The organism is Pseudarthrobacter sp. ATCC 49987 (assembly GCF_009928425.1).
GTDB lineage: Bacteria > Actinomycetota > Actinomycetes > Actinomycetales > Micrococcaceae > Arthrobacter.
Map to the genome: position 1 here is coordinate 1,253,374 of NZ_JAABNS010000001.1, position 17,559 is coordinate 1,270,932.

22 protein-coding genes are annotated in these 17,559 nt (G+C 52.1%); 13 read left to right on the forward strand and 9 right to left on the reverse strand.

Going from position 1 to position 17,559, the window contains the following annotated elements:
* Positions 1-30 precede the first annotated feature (30 nt).
* Genes GXK59_RS20880 through GXK59_RS05895 form a run of 3 tightly spaced genes read right to left on the reverse strand, consistent with a single transcriptional unit; the run spans position 31 to position 1,127 of the window.
* On the reverse strand, positions 31-153 hold the full coding sequence (locus GXK59_RS20880; RefSeq protein ID WP_272927708.1) for a hypothetical protein: 123 nt from the start codon (positions 151-153) through the stop codon (positions 31-33).
* Positions 154-918, reverse strand: a complete 765-nt coding sequence (locus GXK59_RS05890; RefSeq protein ID WP_160665104.1) for a Rad52/Rad22 family DNA repair protein — start codon at positions 916-918, stop codon at positions 154-156. It lies immediately after the preceding gene.
* Complete coding sequence (locus tag GXK59_RS05895; RefSeq protein WP_160665106.1) at positions 915-1,127, reverse strand: hypothetical protein; 213 nt, start codon at positions 1,125-1,127, stop codon at positions 915-917. Before GXK59_RS05895 ends, GXK59_RS05890 begins: the two co-directional genes overlap by 4 nt.
* A 633-nt stretch (positions 1,128-1,760) precedes the next feature.
* Between GXK59_RS05895 and GXK59_RS05900 the strand changes: the two genes are divergently transcribed.
* From GXK59_RS05900 to GXK59_RS05910, 3 genes are all read left to right on the forward strand, one after another.
* Entirely contained in the window at positions 1,761-2,474 is a 714-nt protein-coding gene (locus GXK59_RS05900; protein WP_160665108.1) for a replication-relaxation family protein, read from the forward strand.
* A 725-nt stretch (positions 2,475-3,199) separates the two neighbouring features.
* Positions 3,200-3,583, forward strand: a complete 384-nt coding sequence (locus tag GXK59_RS05905) for a YopX family protein (RefSeq protein ID WP_160665110.1) — start codon at positions 3,200-3,202, stop codon at positions 3,581-3,583.
* Positions 3,580-3,867: a hypothetical protein gene (locus tag GXK59_RS05910; protein ID WP_160665112.1), complete on the forward strand. Its 288-nt coding sequence runs from the start codon at positions 3,580-3,582 to the stop codon at positions 3,865-3,867. Before GXK59_RS05905 ends, GXK59_RS05910 begins: the two co-directional genes overlap by 4 nt.
* A 972-nt stretch (positions 3,868-4,839) precedes the next feature.
* Here the strand turns inward: GXK59_RS05910 and GXK59_RS05915 are convergent.
* Positions 4,840-5,220 (reverse strand): hypothetical protein, encoded by a 381-nt coding sequence (locus GXK59_RS05915; RefSeq protein ID WP_160665114.1) that lies wholly within the window; start codon positions 5,218-5,220, stop codon positions 4,840-4,842.
* 225 nt (positions 5,221-5,445) lie between these two features.
* On the opposite strand from GXK59_RS05915, the gene GXK59_RS05920 reads away from it, so the two are divergent.
* From GXK59_RS05920 to GXK59_RS05940, 5 genes are all read left to right on the forward strand, one after another.
* Positions 5,446-5,823: a hypothetical protein gene (locus GXK59_RS05920; RefSeq protein ID WP_160665116.1), complete on the forward strand. Its 378-nt coding sequence runs from the start codon at positions 5,446-5,448 to the stop codon at positions 5,821-5,823.
* A 159-nt stretch (positions 5,824-5,982) separates the two neighbouring features.
* Positions 5,983-6,447, forward strand: a complete 465-nt coding sequence (locus tag GXK59_RS05925; protein WP_160665118.1) for a YopX family protein — start codon at positions 5,983-5,985, stop codon at positions 6,445-6,447.
* Positions 6,444-6,764, forward strand: a complete 321-nt coding sequence (locus GXK59_RS05930) for a hypothetical protein (RefSeq protein WP_160665120.1) — start codon at positions 6,444-6,446, stop codon at positions 6,762-6,764. Before GXK59_RS05925 ends, GXK59_RS05930 begins: the two co-directional genes overlap by 4 nt.
* Positions 6,757-7,179 (forward strand): hypothetical protein, encoded by a 423-nt coding sequence (locus GXK59_RS05935; RefSeq protein ID WP_160665122.1) that lies wholly within the window; start codon positions 6,757-6,759, stop codon positions 7,177-7,179. Before GXK59_RS05930 ends, GXK59_RS05935 begins: the two co-directional genes overlap by 8 nt.
* Positions 7,176-7,673, forward strand: coding sequence for a hypothetical protein (locus GXK59_RS05940; protein ID WP_160665124.1), 498 nt, complete (start codon positions 7,176-7,178; stop codon positions 7,671-7,673). Before GXK59_RS05935 ends, GXK59_RS05940 begins: the two co-directional genes overlap by 4 nt.
* Before the next feature lie 27 nt (positions 7,674-7,700).
* Here GXK59_RS05940 and GXK59_RS05945 read toward each other — a convergent pair whose 3' ends face one another.
* Positions 7,701-8,477, reverse strand: coding sequence for a hypothetical protein (locus tag GXK59_RS05945; RefSeq protein ID WP_160665126.1), 777 nt, complete (start codon positions 8,475-8,477; stop codon positions 7,701-7,703).
* 929 nt (positions 8,478-9,406) lie between these two features.
* Here GXK59_RS05945 and GXK59_RS05950 point away from each other — a divergent pair.
* The 3 genes from GXK59_RS05950 to GXK59_RS05960 all read left to right on the forward strand — a co-directional run bounded on the left by GXK59_RS05950 (position 9,407) and on the right by GXK59_RS05960 (position 10,725).
* Positions 9,407-9,631 carry a hypothetical protein gene (locus tag GXK59_RS05950; protein ID WP_160665128.1) on the forward strand — a complete coding sequence of 75 codons (225 nt, stop codon included), beginning with the start codon at positions 9,407-9,409 and terminating at the stop codon, positions 9,629-9,631.
* 128 nt (positions 9,632-9,759) lie between these two features.
* Positions 9,760-10,035 (forward strand): transglycosylase SLT domain-containing protein, encoded by a 276-nt coding sequence (locus tag GXK59_RS05955; protein ID WP_160665130.1) that lies wholly within the window; start codon positions 9,760-9,762, stop codon positions 10,033-10,035.
* Positions 10,036-10,044: 9 nt separating this feature from the next.
* Positions 10,045-10,725: a GIY-YIG nuclease family protein gene (locus GXK59_RS05960; RefSeq protein WP_160665132.1), complete on the forward strand. Its 681-nt coding sequence runs from the start codon at positions 10,045-10,047 to the stop codon at positions 10,723-10,725.
* A 51-nt stretch (positions 10,726-10,776) separates the two neighbouring features.
* Here GXK59_RS05960 and GXK59_RS05965 read toward each other — a convergent pair whose 3' ends face one another.
* Complete coding sequence (locus GXK59_RS05965; protein ID WP_160665134.1) at positions 10,777-11,148, reverse strand: hypothetical protein; 372 nt, start codon at positions 11,146-11,148, stop codon at positions 10,777-10,779.
* Positions 11,149-11,189: 41 nt separating this feature from the next.
* On the opposite strand from GXK59_RS05965, the gene GXK59_RS05970 reads away from it, so the two are divergent.
* Positions 11,190-12,140 carry a hypothetical protein gene (locus tag GXK59_RS05970; protein ID WP_160665136.1) on the forward strand — a complete coding sequence of 317 codons (951 nt, stop codon included), beginning with the start codon at positions 11,190-11,192 and terminating at the stop codon, positions 12,138-12,140.
* A 129-nt stretch (positions 12,141-12,269) separates the two neighbouring features.
* On the opposite strand, the gene GXK59_RS05975 is transcribed toward GXK59_RS05970, so the two are convergent.
* The 3 genes from GXK59_RS05975 to GXK59_RS05985 all read right to left on the reverse strand — a co-directional run bounded on the left by GXK59_RS05975 (position 12,270) and on the right by GXK59_RS05985 (position 16,447).
* Positions 12,270-15,119 (reverse strand): DNA methyltransferase, encoded by a 2,850-nt coding sequence (locus tag GXK59_RS05975; protein ID WP_202129067.1) that lies wholly within the window; start codon positions 15,117-15,119, stop codon positions 12,270-12,272.
* A 114-nt stretch (positions 15,120-15,233) separates the two neighbouring features.
* Positions 15,234-15,737: a Pycsar system effector family protein gene (locus tag GXK59_RS05980; RefSeq protein ID WP_160665138.1), complete on the reverse strand. Its 504-nt coding sequence runs from the start codon at positions 15,735-15,737 to the stop codon at positions 15,234-15,236.
* Positions 15,734-16,447 carry an adenylate/guanylate cyclase domain-containing protein gene (locus GXK59_RS05985; protein ID WP_160665140.1) on the reverse strand — a complete coding sequence of 238 codons (714 nt, stop codon included), beginning with the start codon at positions 16,445-16,447 and terminating at the stop codon, positions 15,734-15,736. Before GXK59_RS05985 ends, GXK59_RS05980 begins: the two co-directional genes overlap by 4 nt.
* A 100-nt stretch (positions 16,448-16,547) precedes the next feature.
* On the opposite strand from GXK59_RS05985, the gene GXK59_RS05990 reads away from it, so the two are divergent.
* Positions 16,548-17,102 (forward strand): terminase small subunit, encoded by a 555-nt coding sequence (locus GXK59_RS05990; RefSeq protein ID WP_160665142.1) that lies wholly within the window; start codon positions 16,548-16,550, stop codon positions 17,100-17,102.
* Positions 17,103-17,559: the final 457 nt, after the last annotated feature.

Here is a 17,559-nt window from a genome sequence, read left to right on the forward strand (position 1 = left end):
TGACGATCTGTAGAACCGCGAAGATTTCCATCACTCCGAATACTCCAAGTATCGTTCCTCTTGCTGCGCCCGTTCCTCTTGCTCGATCAATTGCTCACTCATGTCTATCTCGTCATCGAGACCACGGCTTATTTGGCTGTAGTAGGTGGCCATCTATACTTCCTCCATTTCTTGCTTCTTTGCTTCTAGTCGTTCGATGGCTTGCGCTGCTTGGACGTCGGTCAGGATCGCTGCAAGCCATTTGTCCCGTTTATTCGGATCTGCCTTGATGGCGTTGTAGAGCGTCTTGATCTTGATGATCTGAGCGCCTGATGGAGGGTTGTCGATAGCCGGCTCAGATGCTGGAGCTGTGCCAGTGATAAGAGCTGAGGCGGGCGGAGCTTTCTTTTCGTCGCCTGGCGCTCGAATCGGCAATGCCCAGTTCGGAAGCTTCGGTGGATTCCAGTAGCCTTTGACGTCAGGATCGCCTTGCTTGTTCTTTGGGTTCTTCCAGATCTGAATATAGTTTTCGCCTTCAGACTGGTAGACGCTCTGGTAGACAGCTTCAAGGCTGTATAGATAGCGTCCGATACCCCACTGCACTGCTGCGCGCTTCATTGCGTTAGATAGACCGCCTTTGATTGGTTCGATATCTGAGTTGTCAGCTCCGTCCCACTTGGTGATCCATTCACCGTTTACACGGATAGAGAGGCCACACAGGATGCCACCGTTTGGTGAGGTGTCGAACTGGTCTCGCCAGTTCTCCGGGCCTACAACATCGTCTAGGCGGTTCTGGACAGCACGGTTGTCGATATAGGCAATAACCTGTACCCAGCCGCTTTGACCCTTTACGCCTGAGCGTTGAACACGCCACTCGATGTCTTCTGGCTTGAATGGTGCTCGTAGTGCCTTGAGATCGAACGTTGCTACTTTGCTCATGTCTGTACCTCAGCGTTCAGCCTGAACTCGTCGACATACATATACTCTTTTAATCCACGACGTTCGTAGCCGATGCTGGTTTTGCCATCCCCAAGTTCGACAACCTCTACCACCTCCACGGTGATTAGATCTGCTGTCTTTAGAGACGGGTATTCCCTAAACTGATACTTCTTGCCTACGGCTGGTGGCTCCATGTCCACACCGCTCATACGAGCTCCCGTCGCTTAGTTATGTACACCTCGCTCTGTAGGGCTATACGGCGTGCACGGATAGCCGAGAGCGTCTTAGCATGCGGATTGACCTGCTTTAGTCGTCTTGATTGCATCAAGGTACTTCTTTCCATATCTGTTAGTCCTTTCCTTCTCTCGGAAGATTTGTCGTAGTTTTGTGTTGTTCTGGAGAGCTACGGTCGCCAGGATGTTCCCCTGGCTAGCTTTCGGTAGTCCACAGTCGATCCGCCACTGCTGGTATTCACGTACTGCCGGCACGAAGGCCGCTGGTACTGAGATGCTCATCATCGTGTGCCTGATCTTCTTGGTTTGCTTGGGGTATATGTGGTCTTTGTCCATATCCCTCCTTTCTATTTGGTTGGTATTAGCCCGATTATAAATATGCTCTGTGTGGGTAGTGCCCGTTTGCTAATGCTCATTATGAATGAAAGTTTCAAATGTTCAATAGTTTTAGAGTTGTAGAAAAAACAATGCAACATGCGGACAGATACGAAATAAGAGCCATGTGTTTGGATATGTGTCTGCCGAGTGTCTGACCACATACCAGATGACCGCTCCACCAGCGGAAACAGTGCGCTTGGGCGCCAGACTTACCTGTTCTATACTGCGACCATGCGCCTCAGCAATCGCGATGCCGATATTTTGCACTCACTCGACCGATTCGGTCAGCTTTCGGCTGGTCATATTTGGCAGCTTCATTTTTCAGTCCTAAAGAGCAAGACTTCTTGGGACAATGTCGCCAAGAGACTTGTGCGGGATAAGTTCATCGTGCGCATGGGACGACGCCAGGTACAGGGCGACGGTAAGGGGTCGGGGCCGGCTGTCTACCAACTCGGAGCCGTTGGCTGGCAATACCTTGGTAAGCGTGGAAAGTTCCGCCCTAGGTTTACCGCTATATCTGAGCATCGACTACGAGTGGCGGATGTGTTCGCCCAACTATGTGAGCGGGAGGATAGGGGAGAGATAAAGATACGGGGCTACTACTGCGAGCCGGATACCCATATGCGCCTAGCCGGCGTCACCGTCCGCCCTGACTTCTTTGTAGAGCTGGAGTTGACGGATAAGAGCGAGCTCGTTTCTCTTTGGATAGAGGTAGACCGCGACAATGAAAGTCGCATAGAGATTGAAAAGAAGATCCGCGAGTACATAGCCGTATTCGATGGCGTGCGCCCTGGAGAGATTGAGACCGTGCCTAGCGTGCTGTTCTTAGCCGAGACGGATATAGGGCTTCGTAACCTTCAAGGCTACATGCACGGCAAGCTAGGGGCGTATGAACACATGTTTGAGTTGATGCATATAGAGGGATTTGCAAACAAGGTTAAGTAGCAAAAACTACAACTTAACTGTGGTGAATACTATTGAATATTCAAGCATAAAGGCGCATACTGTTTATTAGAACAAAGCTAAACAGGAACAATAAGATGAACCAAGAAATGCTGGCACAAGAAACCGAACTAATCGTACTAGATTGCACTTGCTACGGAGCTTATGAAATTGAAAAGACTTCGTTCGGTGGTGAGTTAGAGTACATGCTCTACCTAGACGGTGCATTGGTTGGTGCTGCGGATACTTTGGGTGAAGGAATGGCACTAATAGATAGCTTAGTTGCTCAGGGGGTGCAGCACGCGTCGTTGTTGAAGCACGACCCTTCAAATAGGGGCGTCAAGTATTGTTCTATGTGCCAGACGATCAAGAAGCTTTCGGAGTTCTCTCCACACAGAAGTAAGCAATACGCCTTACCTAGAAGTCAGAACTTATGTAAGTCATGTAGTTCATTGAAGCGACGCTCCTACCCAAAGCACGGCGTACGATCATGCTGCGGTGTGCGGCACGGATTACTAGAAGTATGTGAGGTGCTTACGACATCTTTGCAGAAAACGGTCACGACATGAGCAAAGCTGTCGTAAATGTAAGCAGGAACAATTGAATATGAGTAAAGAACAGATTTCGGACAAGATACTAGAAATCGCATCTCTATGGAACGATGAGACTTACAGCGATCTGAGCGGACTCGCAGACATGCTAGCCTCAGATATTTTGGGGTCACTGTAATGAGAGAGATCAAATTTAGAGCATGGGATAAGTTTCACGGAAAGATCGTTGACGGTATTGCAATGGGCATGGATGGGCAACTTATCGTGCACGGCTATCCAGAAGGCAACTTTGTTCTTCAGCAATACACGGGCCTCAAAGACAAGAACGGCGTGGATATATACGAGGGCGACATACTTAGCCGTCCCGTCTTTCATTGGGGCATGGACGTCGAGCGTGACAGCGGTCTGGTCGAGTTTTTAGAAAAAACGGCCGCGTTTGTGACTGTGCACGAGAAGAAGTGGAAGATGCGGTTGGACGCTCTTGATAGCAAGTCGGACTACGAAGTAATCGGCAATATCTACGAAAACCCTGAGATGCTTGAGAAAGAAGGGCGAGCATGAGCCGCGTTTCTCTGCCGTTGAAAAACGAGAAGATCCTAGAAGCTGCTGTTCGCTTAGTGGAGTTGCGCGGATGGGATAGAAAGACAGCTGCGGCCCGATATGCGGCGGCTGGAGGTGAAGTGAAAGAACAACATACTAGAGTTGACGAGGAGCCTGTCGTTTTAGATGGAGATTTCTGGCGTTTGCTGATCAATCAAGCTAATTGGGAAGAGCAGGCCTCTGCCGTGTGGTCCACTTTCGACCCCGTCTGGAAAATGCGGCGCTATTTAGAGGCTTCGAAGTGAGCCGCTACCACACGTTGGACACTCACACAGGCGCAATAGTCCAAGAATCGAACTGGCTACAATCTGAACAGACAAAGCCGTCTCACAAGCGCTCTCAGACACGTTCTGGCTCGTACTACCGACCAAGGCCATGGCGCGCCACACCAGAAGGCCGGCTCGCGATAGTCGGCATGAGCTGTCTTGTCCTCGGCATGATCCTTGGATAGCAGCAACGACAAACAAAAAGCCCTGGACGATGTCTAGGGCTTTTGCGTTGGGGGAGCGTCTACTGCCAAAACGCTCTTGCGTGGCTTGATACCAGGCTTACCTATGATGAAGAAAGACTTGTGTTTTTTCAAGAGTTTTTGTCGCTCGGCGAAGGTTGGCTGGAAGTAGGGCACATCATTCGTAGGAACTGTGTAGATAACGTTTGTGAGTTTTAGAAGATCCATGCCGATGATTGTGAAGCATGGGGCTCGTTTTTACCAGGACTTATCCACTGTTTTGTGATAGTTCTCCACAATATAAGTGCGCTTGGTCACCTATGAGCATTGACTTAAATCACATCATCGTCATAATGATGAGTAACCGTTTGCCTTCTAGAACAAGGCTTTCGGGGGTATAAGAACAACGAAAAAGACACCGCTATGCGATGCCTTTTAGTTTGCCTTCTAGAACTGTACTCATTATAACAGTTCTGGTTTCTTGTGCAAATACTTTTCAAGAACATAGTTCGTAGCCTATGAACAACTTGCAAGAAAAACTTGCAAGTTGTGGAAAACTACTGGTGCAGCCCTCACAGGCTTGGTGAACCGTGACTAAATGTTGACTCACCTGACTTACTGACGGCTGAACTATTGATCTCCTTGTTGGAACAGATCCCAACTGGCAAGCCGTATGAAGATACGCGAGCTTTGGCAGGGAGTAAGAATAGCTTGTAATTGGTTTGTCTTGGTCTTGTCCCTCAAGTAGTAGGGAGTGGGGGACTAGTGCCTAAGGGCGGAAGCTGAGGATGCCGGCCAGCAGCATCCATACAGACAACCCCATTACGATCAGCTTTATGACTGTGTCGAGGATGTCGCCCCATGGCCGCGAGGCCCTGTTCACAAGAGGTGCTATCCACTTTTGATATTTCACTACGAATAGGCTGAACAGACCCACGGCACCGGCGATGAAGCAAATGCCGACTACTACCTGTGCAACGGGTGGAACTTGTAGGAGTCCATTTGCCACGGCCACCAAGTAGCCCATGGCGACGACCAAAGCGCCGGCAAGTGTCCGGCTCGCGACATCACGCCAGAACTTCTCGTCTCGCATCCACTCACCTGGCCACTGCCAGGGCTTGGACTTTTCCTCTACTTCTACTTCTGCCATGGGATCAGGCTACCGTCTGGCAATCACGACCACGCAGCGCGACTCTCCATACTGTTGACTATTTCACACCAACAAAACTATTGAACAATCAAGTGAATTGGCGCATAATCCCAACAGAAAACTAAGCAGGATAAACGCCATGAAGAAACAGTCACTACAACAGTTTGAAGAAGGGATCACACTCGAAGATATTCGAGAGGTGCTGATGGACGCGGGAGCTAAGTCATGAGTATCGCAGAGACATATCAAGGCAGGCGATTTTCAACAGATGAAGTAGCGGAAGCACGCAATGAGATTGACAAAGCCATCAAAGATCTTGAGGGCATCAGCTACGAAACTGGTGAAGACTACCTACTACTGAAGTGGGGATCTCTAAAGAGCTGGAATCTACATAGTGAGAAAGCAAAGGACCTGCACAACCGCTATGTAGTCCTCGGCTCATCAGTGTCTGTCATGTCGCAGCAGGATACGACAGAACAGAAAGAACTCATCTGCAAAATGATTGATGAGTGTGATGGCGTCATCCAGAACGATTGGGATGGCGACTATTACACGAAGCAACAGGCCAAGGATTACATAAACAAGTATGGAGCGAAGTCATGACGCCAGCTCAACGCTTGACTCTAGCCTTTAACATCGCCGCCATGGCAATTCTTGGTTCCCACCTCGCAACTAAAGGCGACTTCTCTGGAATGACCGTCTGTGCGTTGGTGTGCATCAGCCTTCTACTGGTGGTGGCAGTCGATTCATGGGAGGCCAACCATGCGTAAGCCTCTCCTCATATCAGCAGTAACAGTCGCCGCCCTTGGCGCTGGAGCAAACCTCATGAACCACCCAATCAAGTTCGACTACGTCTACAGGAACCGTGACAAAGCTGGCACTATCCTCCACGAAGTAGTGACCCTAGACGAGATCCAAACCGATGAGTTCGTGTACGACCTGCAGATTCTGGCCCGCCGGCTCTTTACCGGGCTTCAAGACATGACCGGAGCGGACATCTTCGACGGCGACCTTCTTGAGTACGTCTCGCCCTTTGAAGACGTTGAGGATGAGCTTCAGCGCGACACCTATGTCGTTGAGTGGCGTGGTCATGGCTTCTACGCTGCCTGGTTGAAGAACGGTATTCCTCAGTACCAGGGGATGGATGGCCTAATAGGTGCACACGAAGACATGCAGATTATCGGGAGCATCATCGATACTCCTGATCTGCTGGAGGCTAAGTCATGAGCCACGATACCGAGCTATTTGAGCTATGTAAGGAAGTGTATAAGCGGACTGGGTGGATTGGCACTATCAACCTCATTAATGACGAAGTCGGTGCGACGTTCATGGGGCCAATCGGGGCTAACACAGTACCTCTCTACACCTCCGACTACCTACTAGAGGAGCTACCGTGGGGGTATGGCGTTAGAAAATACCCCGAATATTACCTTGCGTTTAGCTGGGATAATGACAACCGCTATGTAGAATCAGAAACCCCTCTCAAAGCCCTCCTAAAGTTAACGATAGCACTGCATGATGCAGGAGAACTAACCCATGCCTAACCAATACGAAGACACCCAACAATGCGGACACCACGGATTGAACTGGGACGGCGAGGGCAACTGTATTACATGTGCTAGAGACAAGGTAGACAATTCTAATCTTCACGAAATCGTGGGAATTAAAACCAGCCAATACGAAGATAAAGAGCTGAGAGAGCAGATTACACACATCGTAGGCGATTGCCAGTGCCATATGGACGTTGATGACTGTTATTGGTGGAGTAACCCAGGAGACGAGCAGCAAGCTACCGAAGCGATCATGGCACTCATCACCCAGAAACAGCTGGAAGCCCGAATAGACGGCATGCGCGAGATAATAGGCGAACTTGATGGTAGCGTCACAAGACTGTCAGACGGGCAACACTTCGTTGCGAACAAATACATAGCCGAACTAAAGAAAGGACTCACATCATGAACGTAGATAAAGAGCCTTTTATGTTTGGCAAGCAGGAAATCACCTGTGGTTACTGTAAAAAGACACTCCCGAGCAAGTATTGCAAGCGTCATTCGCCCAAGTCATCAGTCAAAAGAACACAAATGTACACACTAGAGCAAGTCAAAGCCCGTGAGCGAGCAGCAGAGATAGAAGCATACAACCATTATGAAGCAAAGTTTCAACCAACACTTGAAAGTGAGGTTCTTAAGGCAGAGGGGCGAGTACTGGATGAGTTGGAAGCATTAGTCGATATTGATAACCACTCTTGCTACGGCTGCTATGACTGCGGTAAAGGTGAGCGAAGAAAATGCGGGATAAAGCAAATCAAGCAAGCTATCACCACCAAACGCCAAGCACTTAAACAACAAGACTTGATTGACTTTGTAACTGACCCCGAAACCATCAAGCGTGCTGCCGAAGGTTCAATGGAGAAGCGACGCCAAGCACTGAAAGAAGACAGAGGGAGCAACTAAGCTCCCTCTTTTTGTATCCGCTTGATCTCACTCCGCAGAAGCTTTGGGCAACTTATCCAGGAGCTTGCTGGTCACTTTGCCCGCGGCCACGCCGCTAGCCGGCCCGGCTATCCCCAGACCGCTCAAGAGCTGTCCGAATTCTTCGCTGTCCAAACTGATGTTGACGACCCCCATGGTGACGTAGATGGCAACGATGGTTCCGATAAACCAGACGATCAGCTTGCGCTCTGCGGGGGAGAGGTCGATCAGGAATGGCTGGTCCTGGATGGCTGCTGCGACTTCAGGCTGCTGTTCAAGGAAATCCGCCGTGATGTCATCGAAGTCCTGGTCCACGAGCTCGCTGCGAAGCGACGTGGCTTGAGACAGTAGGCTCTGTGCGAATGAGCGTGTATCAATCGACTGTGCGAGGAAACCAGACACAGCGGCGACCGACTTCTGAAGCTCGGTACCGCCGCTAAAGAAGCCAGCCATCTGGAGGGCAGGGTAAATCTGACTCAGCCCCGGTTGTGCAAGCTGTCCAAACGACGCATAGCTATCCACCAGCTGCTTCGAAATGGACGGCGATTGAACCATGCCGGCGATGAGCTTGCTGATCCCTGAGGTATCGAACGACTGGGCAATCATGGAGCCGATGCCCTTCGTGCTGTCGGCAAACATGGGACCGATGAGCGAGTTAGTGCTTGGAGACCAGGCGTCGAGGAGCGCCTTGCTGATCCCCGAGGTAACAGCTGCCGTATCAAGTCCCAAGTTTAAGTAGGCGGTTTTCGCGGCGTGGTGAGCGCTGGTGGCGCCGTCATCAGTCATGGTTCAACTCTACTGACAGCGGCCGACAATTTGAGCCCAGCGCCTTACGCCTTGATCAGCCCTAACTGAATGACGTTGCATATTCTACAACTTCAAAACTATTGAACATTCAACCAAAATAGGTTAATATCTAAACATGCCAAAAGCGCAGCGAATAAAGGCTGGACAGCAGCAGCGGCATACAGGGACTCGATAGTCCTTACCTGAATAACCCACCTAGTAGATCGTTCGATCCGATCCAAGACTCGATAACGTAAGAGTCGAAATAGCGTCAAGGTGTTCGGGTAAAGGCTATTGAGCCGCACATTGAAAACTTGGTTATTCAGCCACGCAGGCGTATCAGGAAACTAACTAATCTTTTCGAAAGGTTCTTTTGTTTTCAACTACCTGGTGCGCTGCCGTGGGCATATAAGTGGCGGAATAGGTAGACGCGTTATGAGAGTAAGACGTAAAAAACTTCCACCGTAATTACTTACTCATGCAGGGTGACTATACGAGAATGGTGGTGATAGCCGCCGAGGTGAACAGAGTCATTCAAAGACACTCGGCTCTCGTCAAATCCCTGCCTTATATGTTCAGCTAGTAGTAAAAGCCCAGTTATGCATGGTGACACCTGCTAGGGAGGCGCATAGTGCGGTCGTTCGCACGTTTACTACTAGCGCCATGTAGCTGCACAACATTGAAGGTAGCTGTGAGGGATGGCGCTAAAGCGCTGTTCAGGTGAAGCGGCAAGACGGAGCAGAAACTACCTGTACGCACACTGCCCTTGTAGTAGGGGTGCACATCAAAGTGGAAACCGTCTCATCCCTCTCACCTGCCTTCAGCTCTGTAGACCCAGTACTAGTCGTCGAGCCCACCCCGGCGGCTAGTACTGGCTTTATAGCCAACACAAACAAATAACGCCCTCTTGGGCAAAGGACACTACAACCATGGCAACGAAGCCAGATAACAACGAACTACGATCACAAGACTTCACACGTAATACGGTGGACCGCTCGACACTTATTCTGTCGATCATCCTGACAATTTTCGCCACGGCAGTCATCGTCACCATCGCAAACTGGTTCTTATACACCAACATTCACTCGGCAGCCCGCCAGGCGGTCCACGCGGATATCCAACTCGTGTCAAAAGAGCAAGCGCGACAGCAATAGAAGCCGCCAGTCGCGTTCAAGAATCAAAGACGGCTCACATATCGGTTCAGACGGCTACGACGCCACAGGGCGCGCCAGAACAAGCGACAGCACATATACAAGCGAGGGGCTGCGTACAGTATCGAGACTTGATCGCACAGTACGACTGGGATCTCGATACTGCCCTGGCCGTGTGTCAGGCAGAGAGCGGGGGACGGGCAAGCGCTCATAACCCCGCCAACAAGAACGGCAGCGACGACAAGGGGTTGTTTCAAGTCAACAGCGTGCACGTTGGCCGGCTGATCGGGGACCAAGAGCGGTTCAACCCAGCAGCAAACGTCGCAGCGGCCTATGCCATATACCAAGGCAGCGGCTGGCGAGCCTGGTCAGCTTTCAACAACGGAAGCTATAAGAAATTTTTGTAAGGAGGTGATGTGCCCAAGTTCTACGTATACATAACAGACCGGCTTCACGATAGCGGTATTCTCGGATTCGGGCACGAGCGAGTATTCTCGGAGATTTACGATGCCGAGAGTAAGGATGAGGTCAAGAAACTCGTTCTCGAAGACTTTGATTACATGCCTAAAGTTCGCGAGAAGATGACAGCCAAGGTCCCAGAGACTGAGCGGTTCATAACTAGCATTCACGAACTCAATGACTACTGGCACAACATTTGGCTCACCACCCACATGTGCAAAGAATGTAGAAACCAGTACACCAAGCTGGAGAAGAGTAAGTTTCGTACCGGAGGCTCAACGGAGTTCTGCTCTGCTGAGTGCCAAAAGCAGTTCAACATGCGCTTCGAAGTAGCGTCTGTCGATAGCTACAACTCAGCAACCGTGTACATGATTACTCATAGGCCTACCGGCAAGCGCTATATCGGTGTTACCACTCGGTGGATCATGCAGCGCTGGTGGGAGCACATCAAGGCAAAGAGCGGCTCGCCCTTCCATCAGCTTGTCCTGGCCAGCAGCATCACAGACTTCACGTTTGAGATCCTGGAAGTCTTCAAGCCGAGTGAGCACGATCCATATGCGCGAGAAGCCTTCTACATCAGCAAATACAATGCTGTCGAACTAGGACTAAATAGCGTGAGCGGCCACATGCAGGAGTGAGATGGGCGATCAAGACCAAGGCCATTCGAGAGCCTTGGTCTTTTCGCTTGCCTACAGGCCGCTCGCACCCTTCCACTCTTCCGGCGTCACTCGCTTGATGCTTGATGAGTGCGCCCAGCCCATGTGGTACTTGCCAGAAGAGTCCAGCCATTCAATCAGGCCGTAGGTGTGCGTCCACCCCACAGCCTTACCGTAAATACCGCTCACGTACACCAGCGGCCGGCCATACTTCGGGAAGTCTCGGATTGGAGCTGGGTCATCAATCGGACGGCTCTCTTCGGCTTGAATCCGGGCAAACATGCGCTCAGAGTCGTCGGGAGTACCACGCTTGATCACCGCACAAGTATAGAACATACGTTCGAAGCAGAGATCGGGCTGGCACTGCATCAGTGTGGGTCGATCTTGATTGTCGGTGCCACTCACTACAGTGGAACCAAGAAGTCCGCAATATCAAGGGGGAACCGTTGTCCACAGTTGAATCACTCGTCCAGTCACCGTCAGGCCAGCGTCAGTTGCGCCTTATTGAAGTCCTGTCGGGACTCGAACCCGTAGACGATCATTATCAAGTAGACATCGAAGCCCTGGAGAAAGACCCCGAACAGTGGGGCTTCTCATCGTTGGCCCTAGCGGGTGACCTGGAAGCGATGAAGTCTTGGGGGTGGCTGGACTACTGGGAATCGTTGGAGGGTATCGGCTCCGTATTGCTGAAGCAGCCTGGCCTCGACGCCGCCAACGGGTTCGGAGAACTCAAGTCGAACCGTAGCCGCCGTGCACAACACCTCCGTGATGCTGTACTCAACTGGCTATATGACCAGGACGTGAGCGGTGGTCATGTCTCGGGCATCAGCGACTTCTTGGAATCGGCCAGTAACCAGTACCTGGGCGATCCGTACTCGCAGGATGAGCTTTACCGGGCAACCAAATGGCTTTTGGAAGAGGAATACATCAAGGGCCATAAAGCATCTGGTGGTGAGTTGATCCGACCGTCAGTTACCACCAAGGGCTCACGGATAGTAGAAGCTGAACAGTCAGTCAACCAAGCACTTACGTCGGCAGGACTCACCATGAACAACGTCACCATCACCGACTCCCAGTCGGTCAACGTCGCCCTGCAAAGCTCAAACGTCACACAGTCCAACTCAATGACACAGGGTCAAGTCGAAGTAGTAGAGCGCATTCTTGGCTCTGTCCGTGCCATGGTGAACCCGTTGGTTCTCGGTGTCACTGAGGATGTAACCACCCAGGCTCAGATTGTCGCGAACGACGTCGAAGAAGAAATACACTCGTCGGCTCCGGACAGCGGCAAGGTAAAGGCGCTCCTTTTGAAGCTGGTAGACCATGCCGCCACCGGAACAGTCCAGGGTGGCATCGATGCCTTGAACGCCATGATGCAGCAGGGCATCGCGGGGTTGTAGACGAAACCCTGGCTTAGAGACAAGGCACGCCGGATAGATCGACGAAGACCCGCCGACAAGATTGGGGGAACGTGTCGGCGGGCCAGGATCGAGTGTAGCGCAGCCGAACGGCTCGCCTGGTCTGCCGCGCTACAGAGACGAAACCAATTTGTAGTTACTGAATCTCGTGTTCGTCAGTCCCTTAGCGCCAGGCCCGCGAGCGTCTGACCCAAGTTCATGGACCTCTAGGTTGAGAGAGAACATCTGAGCGATTGGATCGAGGCTGGTCGAGAATTCAAACGCCTCATAAACAGCGGCATCTAGCTCATCGTGGAGTTCTCTAAGCTTGCTTTTGCCAGCCGTCCTGAGCGAGTTGTATTGCTTGGCCAAACTAATTCCGTCGTTCAAGTACGCCGCCCTCAGATCCACGATTTCTGCCATGGCCCTGGCGACGCGCTCGACTGATTTCGGTGCGGGATTCTGGGGCCAGGCGAAGCTGTCGAAGACAGTCGTCGAAGTGTACCTAAGGCGGGTTTCCAGAGTGGAGCAGCGCTCCACAAGCCACTGCCTATGGAGTGTGGATTGAAGGATGCCCATCGAGTAGTCGTCATCGAACGCGAATGCTTGCGCCGAGTCACCAAGCCACAGCGATGAATCAACAAACGTGAAGACGGACATACGCTTGTCGCTCGCCACTCGAGTCACAGCGATGTACCTGTCCAGAGGTGCCACCGCGTCGAGCATGTCACCTCTGCGGTAGTTCAGCTGCCACCAACTATTTAGGAATCCCTGATGATGTTTGTTGACTCGGGCCTTCGGGTTGGCAATCAATACCTCAGCGTTGCGTTCGGCCTCTTCTTTGGCTCGTGATTCCTTGAGCGGAAGAACAAGATCCCGTAAATGGGCCATCGCGGAGGGGTACTTGTTCCCTGCCTTGATGCTGTCCGATTCATCAATGTCAACAACCCACCGGATGGGACCGAGTTCGTGCAGGATCTCGTCGCCGCCAAGGAACGGGTGGACGACCGCCTGGGAATCAGCTATGAGGCGCTGGGCGACTTTCCGGTCCTCCTTCTCGATAATGAAGCCATCGGTGACGCCAGGCGTTTGACCTTGGAAGAAGACCTTGGGCTTCTTGTTTACAGCCAAAGAGTGTGCTTTACGCAGGTCAATTTCTGGTGAAAGAGAGGGTCCGACCTCAGGAAGTTCAAGCCTTACGTTGCCATCCTCAAGCCAAAGAACCCTGGACTCAGGAGACTTCACCGCGGGGTCTTCTTTCATCCAGTTCACGATCGAAACCGAGACGCCTGCTTCACCTGACCAAGGTTGAGTAGCCACAGCATCGGTGATGATTCCACCGTTGTCGACGATGTAGCCAAGCGATGATTCCCGAGATGCGTTCTGTCGAATCGTGTTAGTAGCAACGAAGCCGGCCCGACCACCTGGAGCGAGTCGGTCATGTGCAAGAGGGAACCAATAGCAAACAAAGTCCGCAACACCCGCGACTTTCGGATGTGCTGCTGTCACCTTGTGTGTGTAGACAGCTCCGAGATCTTTCACCATCTTTCGCCGGCCAAGGTAAGGCGGATTGCCAACGATGGCATCAACCTCTGGCCAGACAGTGAATAAGGCGTCGGCTTGCTTGATCGTCCCGTCAAGGTTGTCGAGTGGCAGGACGTTTGGCATGTCATGGAGCTCGTCGGAGCTCAGCTTCTTAGCCAACATCATGGTCACCTTCGCGATTTCTACCGCGAAGGGGTTGATGTCAAAGCCATAGAAGTGATCAGTGGCGATATAGGAGGCGCGGGCTTGCATTGAAAGGCCGCTTCGTCGCCGGTCAGCGATAAGGTCGTGCGCTTCCTTTTCGAGCCGTCGCAGTTCCCGATAAGCAACATAGAGGAAGTTCCCCGAGCCACAGGCTGGATCGAGAACTTTGAAGTTCGAAAGCGCGTACAGCTCTTTCTCAAGAGACTCGATGCTGCCTTTGGCGGCGTCAAGACGTTCGCGCCAGGGGGTGACGATAGTTGGGATGACAACTTTTGCTATGTCGGCAGGCGAGGTGAAGTGAGCGCCGCGCGCATGTCGCTCGCCGTCGTCCATAGAACCTTCGAACAAAGTACCGAAGATCTCCGGCCGGACGGCAAACCACTGCTCAGATGAGGCGGCTCGCATCAGATCTAGCTCACCATCCGTCAGCTCAATAGGCGTAATGTCGGCAAACAGTCCGCCATTGAAATACGGGGTGCCTTTGTAGTGGCCGCCCGGAGTGATCCCCGGTGTATTCATCTCCCTGAACAGTCCGAAGATGGAGTCGTAGGCATCAGTGCCATTCTTGGCATCCAATAGCAGGCGCGTGAAGGTGTCCGACGGGATAAGGCCGATATCTTCGCTGAACATTGCCATGACGGACTGCAAGCAGAATCGTTGAGCCACTGCGCGCTCGACCCCGCGGTCGTGCAGCGAGACAAATACATTGGCTACCTTGGCGGCTGCTTCACGAGTCACCTGAACTAGATCATTCTTGAAGATCGGTTCGACGGCCACAGGGTTCATGAAGGCTAGAACGCTGCTGCGATGGGGAAGATCCTTGAGGGTCACCTTGTCGACGGGTTCGTCGATCTGTGTCTCGAAGTCATACACCCAGAACTCATCAAAATTGCAGAGCACGACGTAGCGCGGCCGATTTGGAACGGCCAGCATCCAGTAGTCAAACGCTTGCCGGAAATGACGCGACAGATCCTGGCCAGCCTTTTTCATCTCGATCAGCACATGGGGCTTCCACATCAAATCAGCGAAGGACGTACCTTTGCTGTCCAGCTTCTTGATCCGCTGCTCAAGTGTTGCGCCGGCCTCACGAAGTCCATCATGTCCGAACGCTTGAAATAGGCGTTCACAGAAAATCTGAGCCTCGCCCTTCTCATCGCCCTTTAGTGACTGCATCCGGTAATTGAAGAGCGCCTCAAGGTTTCGGCGCAGATCGTCCGGCGACAGGTTTGCCATGAATGATGACCCCCAGTAGATGTGATTGCCCCGTGGTGGCAAGAGTGCTTCAGACTCATCCTACGGTTTGGGAGTCACCATCATTCTTGGGACACGACCCCGCAGCGGGATCGACTAGAAGCTCTGGATTAGGCCGCAAGCTACGAGAAGTGCTCCGCCGATCCCACCAAGTGTCATGGACCACTGCACCCAGCGGTGCTTCTGCCATGCAATATCAGCCATGGCAACGATCTGTCGGGTTATCACTGGGAGGATTTCACGCTCTTTGAGGGCAGTCGCTAGGTCGTCGCTCTCCCAGTACTGCGCGTGGCCAAAGTAGATGTAGTTCTCGCTACTAGCTTTGTGCAGACCAGTACCCTTGAGGCGCGGCCGGACGACGACAAGCGCGAAAAAGGCACCAGCGCCCAGTGACAGCAAACCGAGCCAGTAGAAGAGCGGCACTATCCCTGACGGCAGGTCTGAGAAGAGCCTGCCGTCCGCCGAGAGAGCAACCGTGGTCGCTATGATCGCGGATTCAAGGGCGAAGGCAAACGAGGCTTTCGTGTCTACCTTGCCCGTCCAGTCCACTTGGGCCGCGTGGATCTTCCAGGCGTTGTCGATGGCATCCTCGTGGATCATGAAATTATCCATCCCCAGTCTGAGTAGCGCACCAGCTCTGATCTTCCGCCGCCAATGTCCATACGCGACGCCGAAGACCACATGGACTTTCCCGAGCTAGAGATGCAGACACTAGCGGCGGCTTCTATCCACACCCTGTCAGTTATGAAAGTACGGTGTCCTTTTAGATCGCTCAGCTTGGCAGCGATATTAGGGGCATCTCCGATGGATACCAGGTCGTTGTTGTTCCTGACGCCAGCCCTCGCGATCAGTGCCCACCCGTAGTCGATTCCGGTTCGGTGGCTAAGTTGCCACTTATCCTCTTTGTACTCGTCGACGGCGAGGCGGAGGCTCGGACGCACAACATTCTCAACAGCCCACTTGATCTCCAGAGCAGCCTTCACAGCTTTCGTGGCGCCCTCGTCACCTATGAAGATTGACATAACCCGGTCACCGTCGTAACTGCGAATCTCCCCGCCGTGATGCCTGAGGATGCGGGTTGCAGTGGTGAGGAATGACTTGATGATCTTGGCTGAGGTCTCGTCAGTATGGAACCTGGTCAAGCCGGTGGAATTGGCCATGTCTGTGTACAGGTAGACGGCCTCTAGGTAGACGCCGCCGTTGCTCAGCTTCACTGAATCCGACGTTGGAACAGTCGTCCCGTACCGGGTGTCCATTTCCATGAACACGATGTCGTCGACCGCGTTCTCCAGGTCGTTCTTTCTCCCCATGCTTCCCCTCAAGTAGATCTCGACTCAACCTTACCGACGGGGGCTGACAATCTTGGGTCTTTTAAAATCACGGCGTCTGTGCATAAATAGAGGCACAAATATGGCAGACCCAAAAACACCAGACACACCAGAAGAATTAGACAAGGGCGGACGACCGCTCAAGTTCCAAAGCGCTAGTGAGCTTCGCCAGAAGCTAGAAGCTTACTTTAGTGATTGTGATCCACACGTTGCTGAGCGGTTGATCATGAAGACTCGGGTGGACGGCAGCACATACACTGCGACCGAAGAATACATCACTCTCAAGAAGCCCTACACGATTAATGGGCTCTGTCTTGCGCTCAAAACCACACGCGATGTCATTCTGGACTACGAGAGCGGCAAGTACGACGAAAAGGCCACCGACTTCGATGCGGCGAGAGAGACAGCCGACAGGTTTTCCAACGTACTAAAAGAGGCGAAGATGCGTCTCATCGCCGAAACAGAGAGTCGTATCCTCAGCGGCGATACCCCTGCTGCTGCCGGCATCTTCTGGATGACAAACGTAGACAAGAAGAACTGGAAGGCCCGCCAGGAAATCGATCACACCACTGGTGGCCAGCCTATGCAGGCGCTTGTGGAGATCGTCCGTAGTGGGGACCAACCAAGTACGGATTAAGTTCCTCGAAGAATACGAGGAGCTCTTCAATGAGTCTTGGCGCAACATCGTCTTCTACGGTGGCCGTGGCTGTTTTTCGGGTGCCACTTTAGTTGCGACTCAAGACGGTCATATGCCAATTGCCGATATAAAGACCGGCGATATTGTTTGGTCAATGGGCGCGGTGGGAGACGTTGAACTAAAAGAAGTGACTGATATTCACCGCTTTGATGTGGACTTTGACCCTAAACCTATATTAGAATTTAATATAGAAAAGGAATTAATCAAAGCAACATATGACCACAAGTTCTACCACAAAGGAAAATGGGTTCCACTCTATAAGCTTGCCTGGGGAGCGATGGCTCCCAGCCAAAGGGTTCACCTCAAATTATTATGCAAGCAATATGGGCAGACTCTTGACGACGAAGTACAAGGGTGGCTACAAGACAGTCGTATTACATCCGGCGCGCGACATGAA

Excerpts from the sequence above, each read along its gene's own strand:
- GXK59_RS05945 (WP_160665126.1), bottom strand. The coding sequence starts at position 8,477 with ATGACTGATGACGGCGCCACCAGCGCTCACCACGCCGCGAAAACCGCC.
- GXK59_RS05985 (WP_160665140.1), bottom strand. The coding sequence starts at position 16,447 with ATGGGGAGAAAGAACGACCTGGAGAACGCGGTCGACGACATCGTGTTC.
- GXK59_RS05910 (WP_160665112.1), top strand. The coding sequence starts at position 3,580 with ATGAGCCGCGTTTCTCTGCCGTTGAAAAACGAGAAGATCCTAGAAGCT.
- GXK59_RS05900 (WP_160665108.1), top strand. The coding sequence starts at position 1,761 with ATGCGCCTCAGCAATCGCGATGCCGATATTTTGCACTCACTCGACCGA.
- GXK59_RS05895 (WP_160665106.1), bottom strand. The coding sequence starts at position 1,127 with ATGAGCGGTGTGGACATGGAGCCACCAGCCGTAGGCAAGAAGTATCAG.
- GXK59_RS05940 (WP_160665124.1), top strand. The coding sequence starts at position 7,176 with ATGAACGTAGATAAAGAGCCTTTTATGTTTGGCAAGCAGGAAATCACC.
- GXK59_RS05980 (WP_160665138.1), bottom strand. The coding sequence starts at position 15,737 with ATGATCCACGAGGATGCCATCGACAACGCCTGGAAGATCCACGCGGCC.
- GXK59_RS05975 (WP_202129067.1), bottom strand. The coding sequence starts at position 15,119 with ATGGCAAACCTGTCGCCGGACGATCTGCGCCGAAACCTTGAGGCGCTC.
- GXK59_RS05990 (WP_160665142.1), top strand. The coding sequence starts at position 16,548 with ATGGCAGACCCAAAAACACCAGACACACCAGAAGAATTAGACAAGGGC.
- GXK59_RS05915 (WP_160665114.1), bottom strand. The coding sequence starts at position 5,220 with ATGGCAGAAGTAGAAGTAGAGGAAAAGTCCAAGCCCTGGCAGTGGCCA.
- GXK59_RS05890 (WP_160665104.1), bottom strand. The coding sequence starts at position 918 with ATGAGCAAAGTAGCAACGTTCGATCTCAAGGCACTACGAGCACCATTC.
- GXK59_RS05905 (WP_160665110.1), top strand. The coding sequence starts at position 3,200 with ATGAGAGAGATCAAATTTAGAGCATGGGATAAGTTTCACGGAAAGATC.
- GXK59_RS05935 (WP_160665122.1), top strand. The coding sequence starts at position 6,757 with ATGCCTAACCAATACGAAGACACCCAACAATGCGGACACCACGGATTG.
- GXK59_RS05950 (WP_160665128.1), top strand. The coding sequence starts at position 9,407 with ATGGCAACGAAGCCAGATAACAACGAACTACGATCACAAGACTTCACA.
- GXK59_RS05930 (WP_160665120.1), top strand. The coding sequence starts at position 6,444 with ATGAGCCACGATACCGAGCTATTTGAGCTATGTAAGGAAGTGTATAAG.
- GXK59_RS05920 (WP_160665116.1), top strand. The coding sequence starts at position 5,446 with ATGAGTATCGCAGAGACATATCAAGGCAGGCGATTTTCAACAGATGAA.
- GXK59_RS05925 (WP_160665118.1), top strand. The coding sequence starts at position 5,983 with ATGCGTAAGCCTCTCCTCATATCAGCAGTAACAGTCGCCGCCCTTGGC.
- GXK59_RS20880 (WP_272927708.1), bottom strand. The coding sequence starts at position 153 with ATGGCCACCTACTACAGCCAAATAAGCCGTGGTCTCGATGACGAGATA.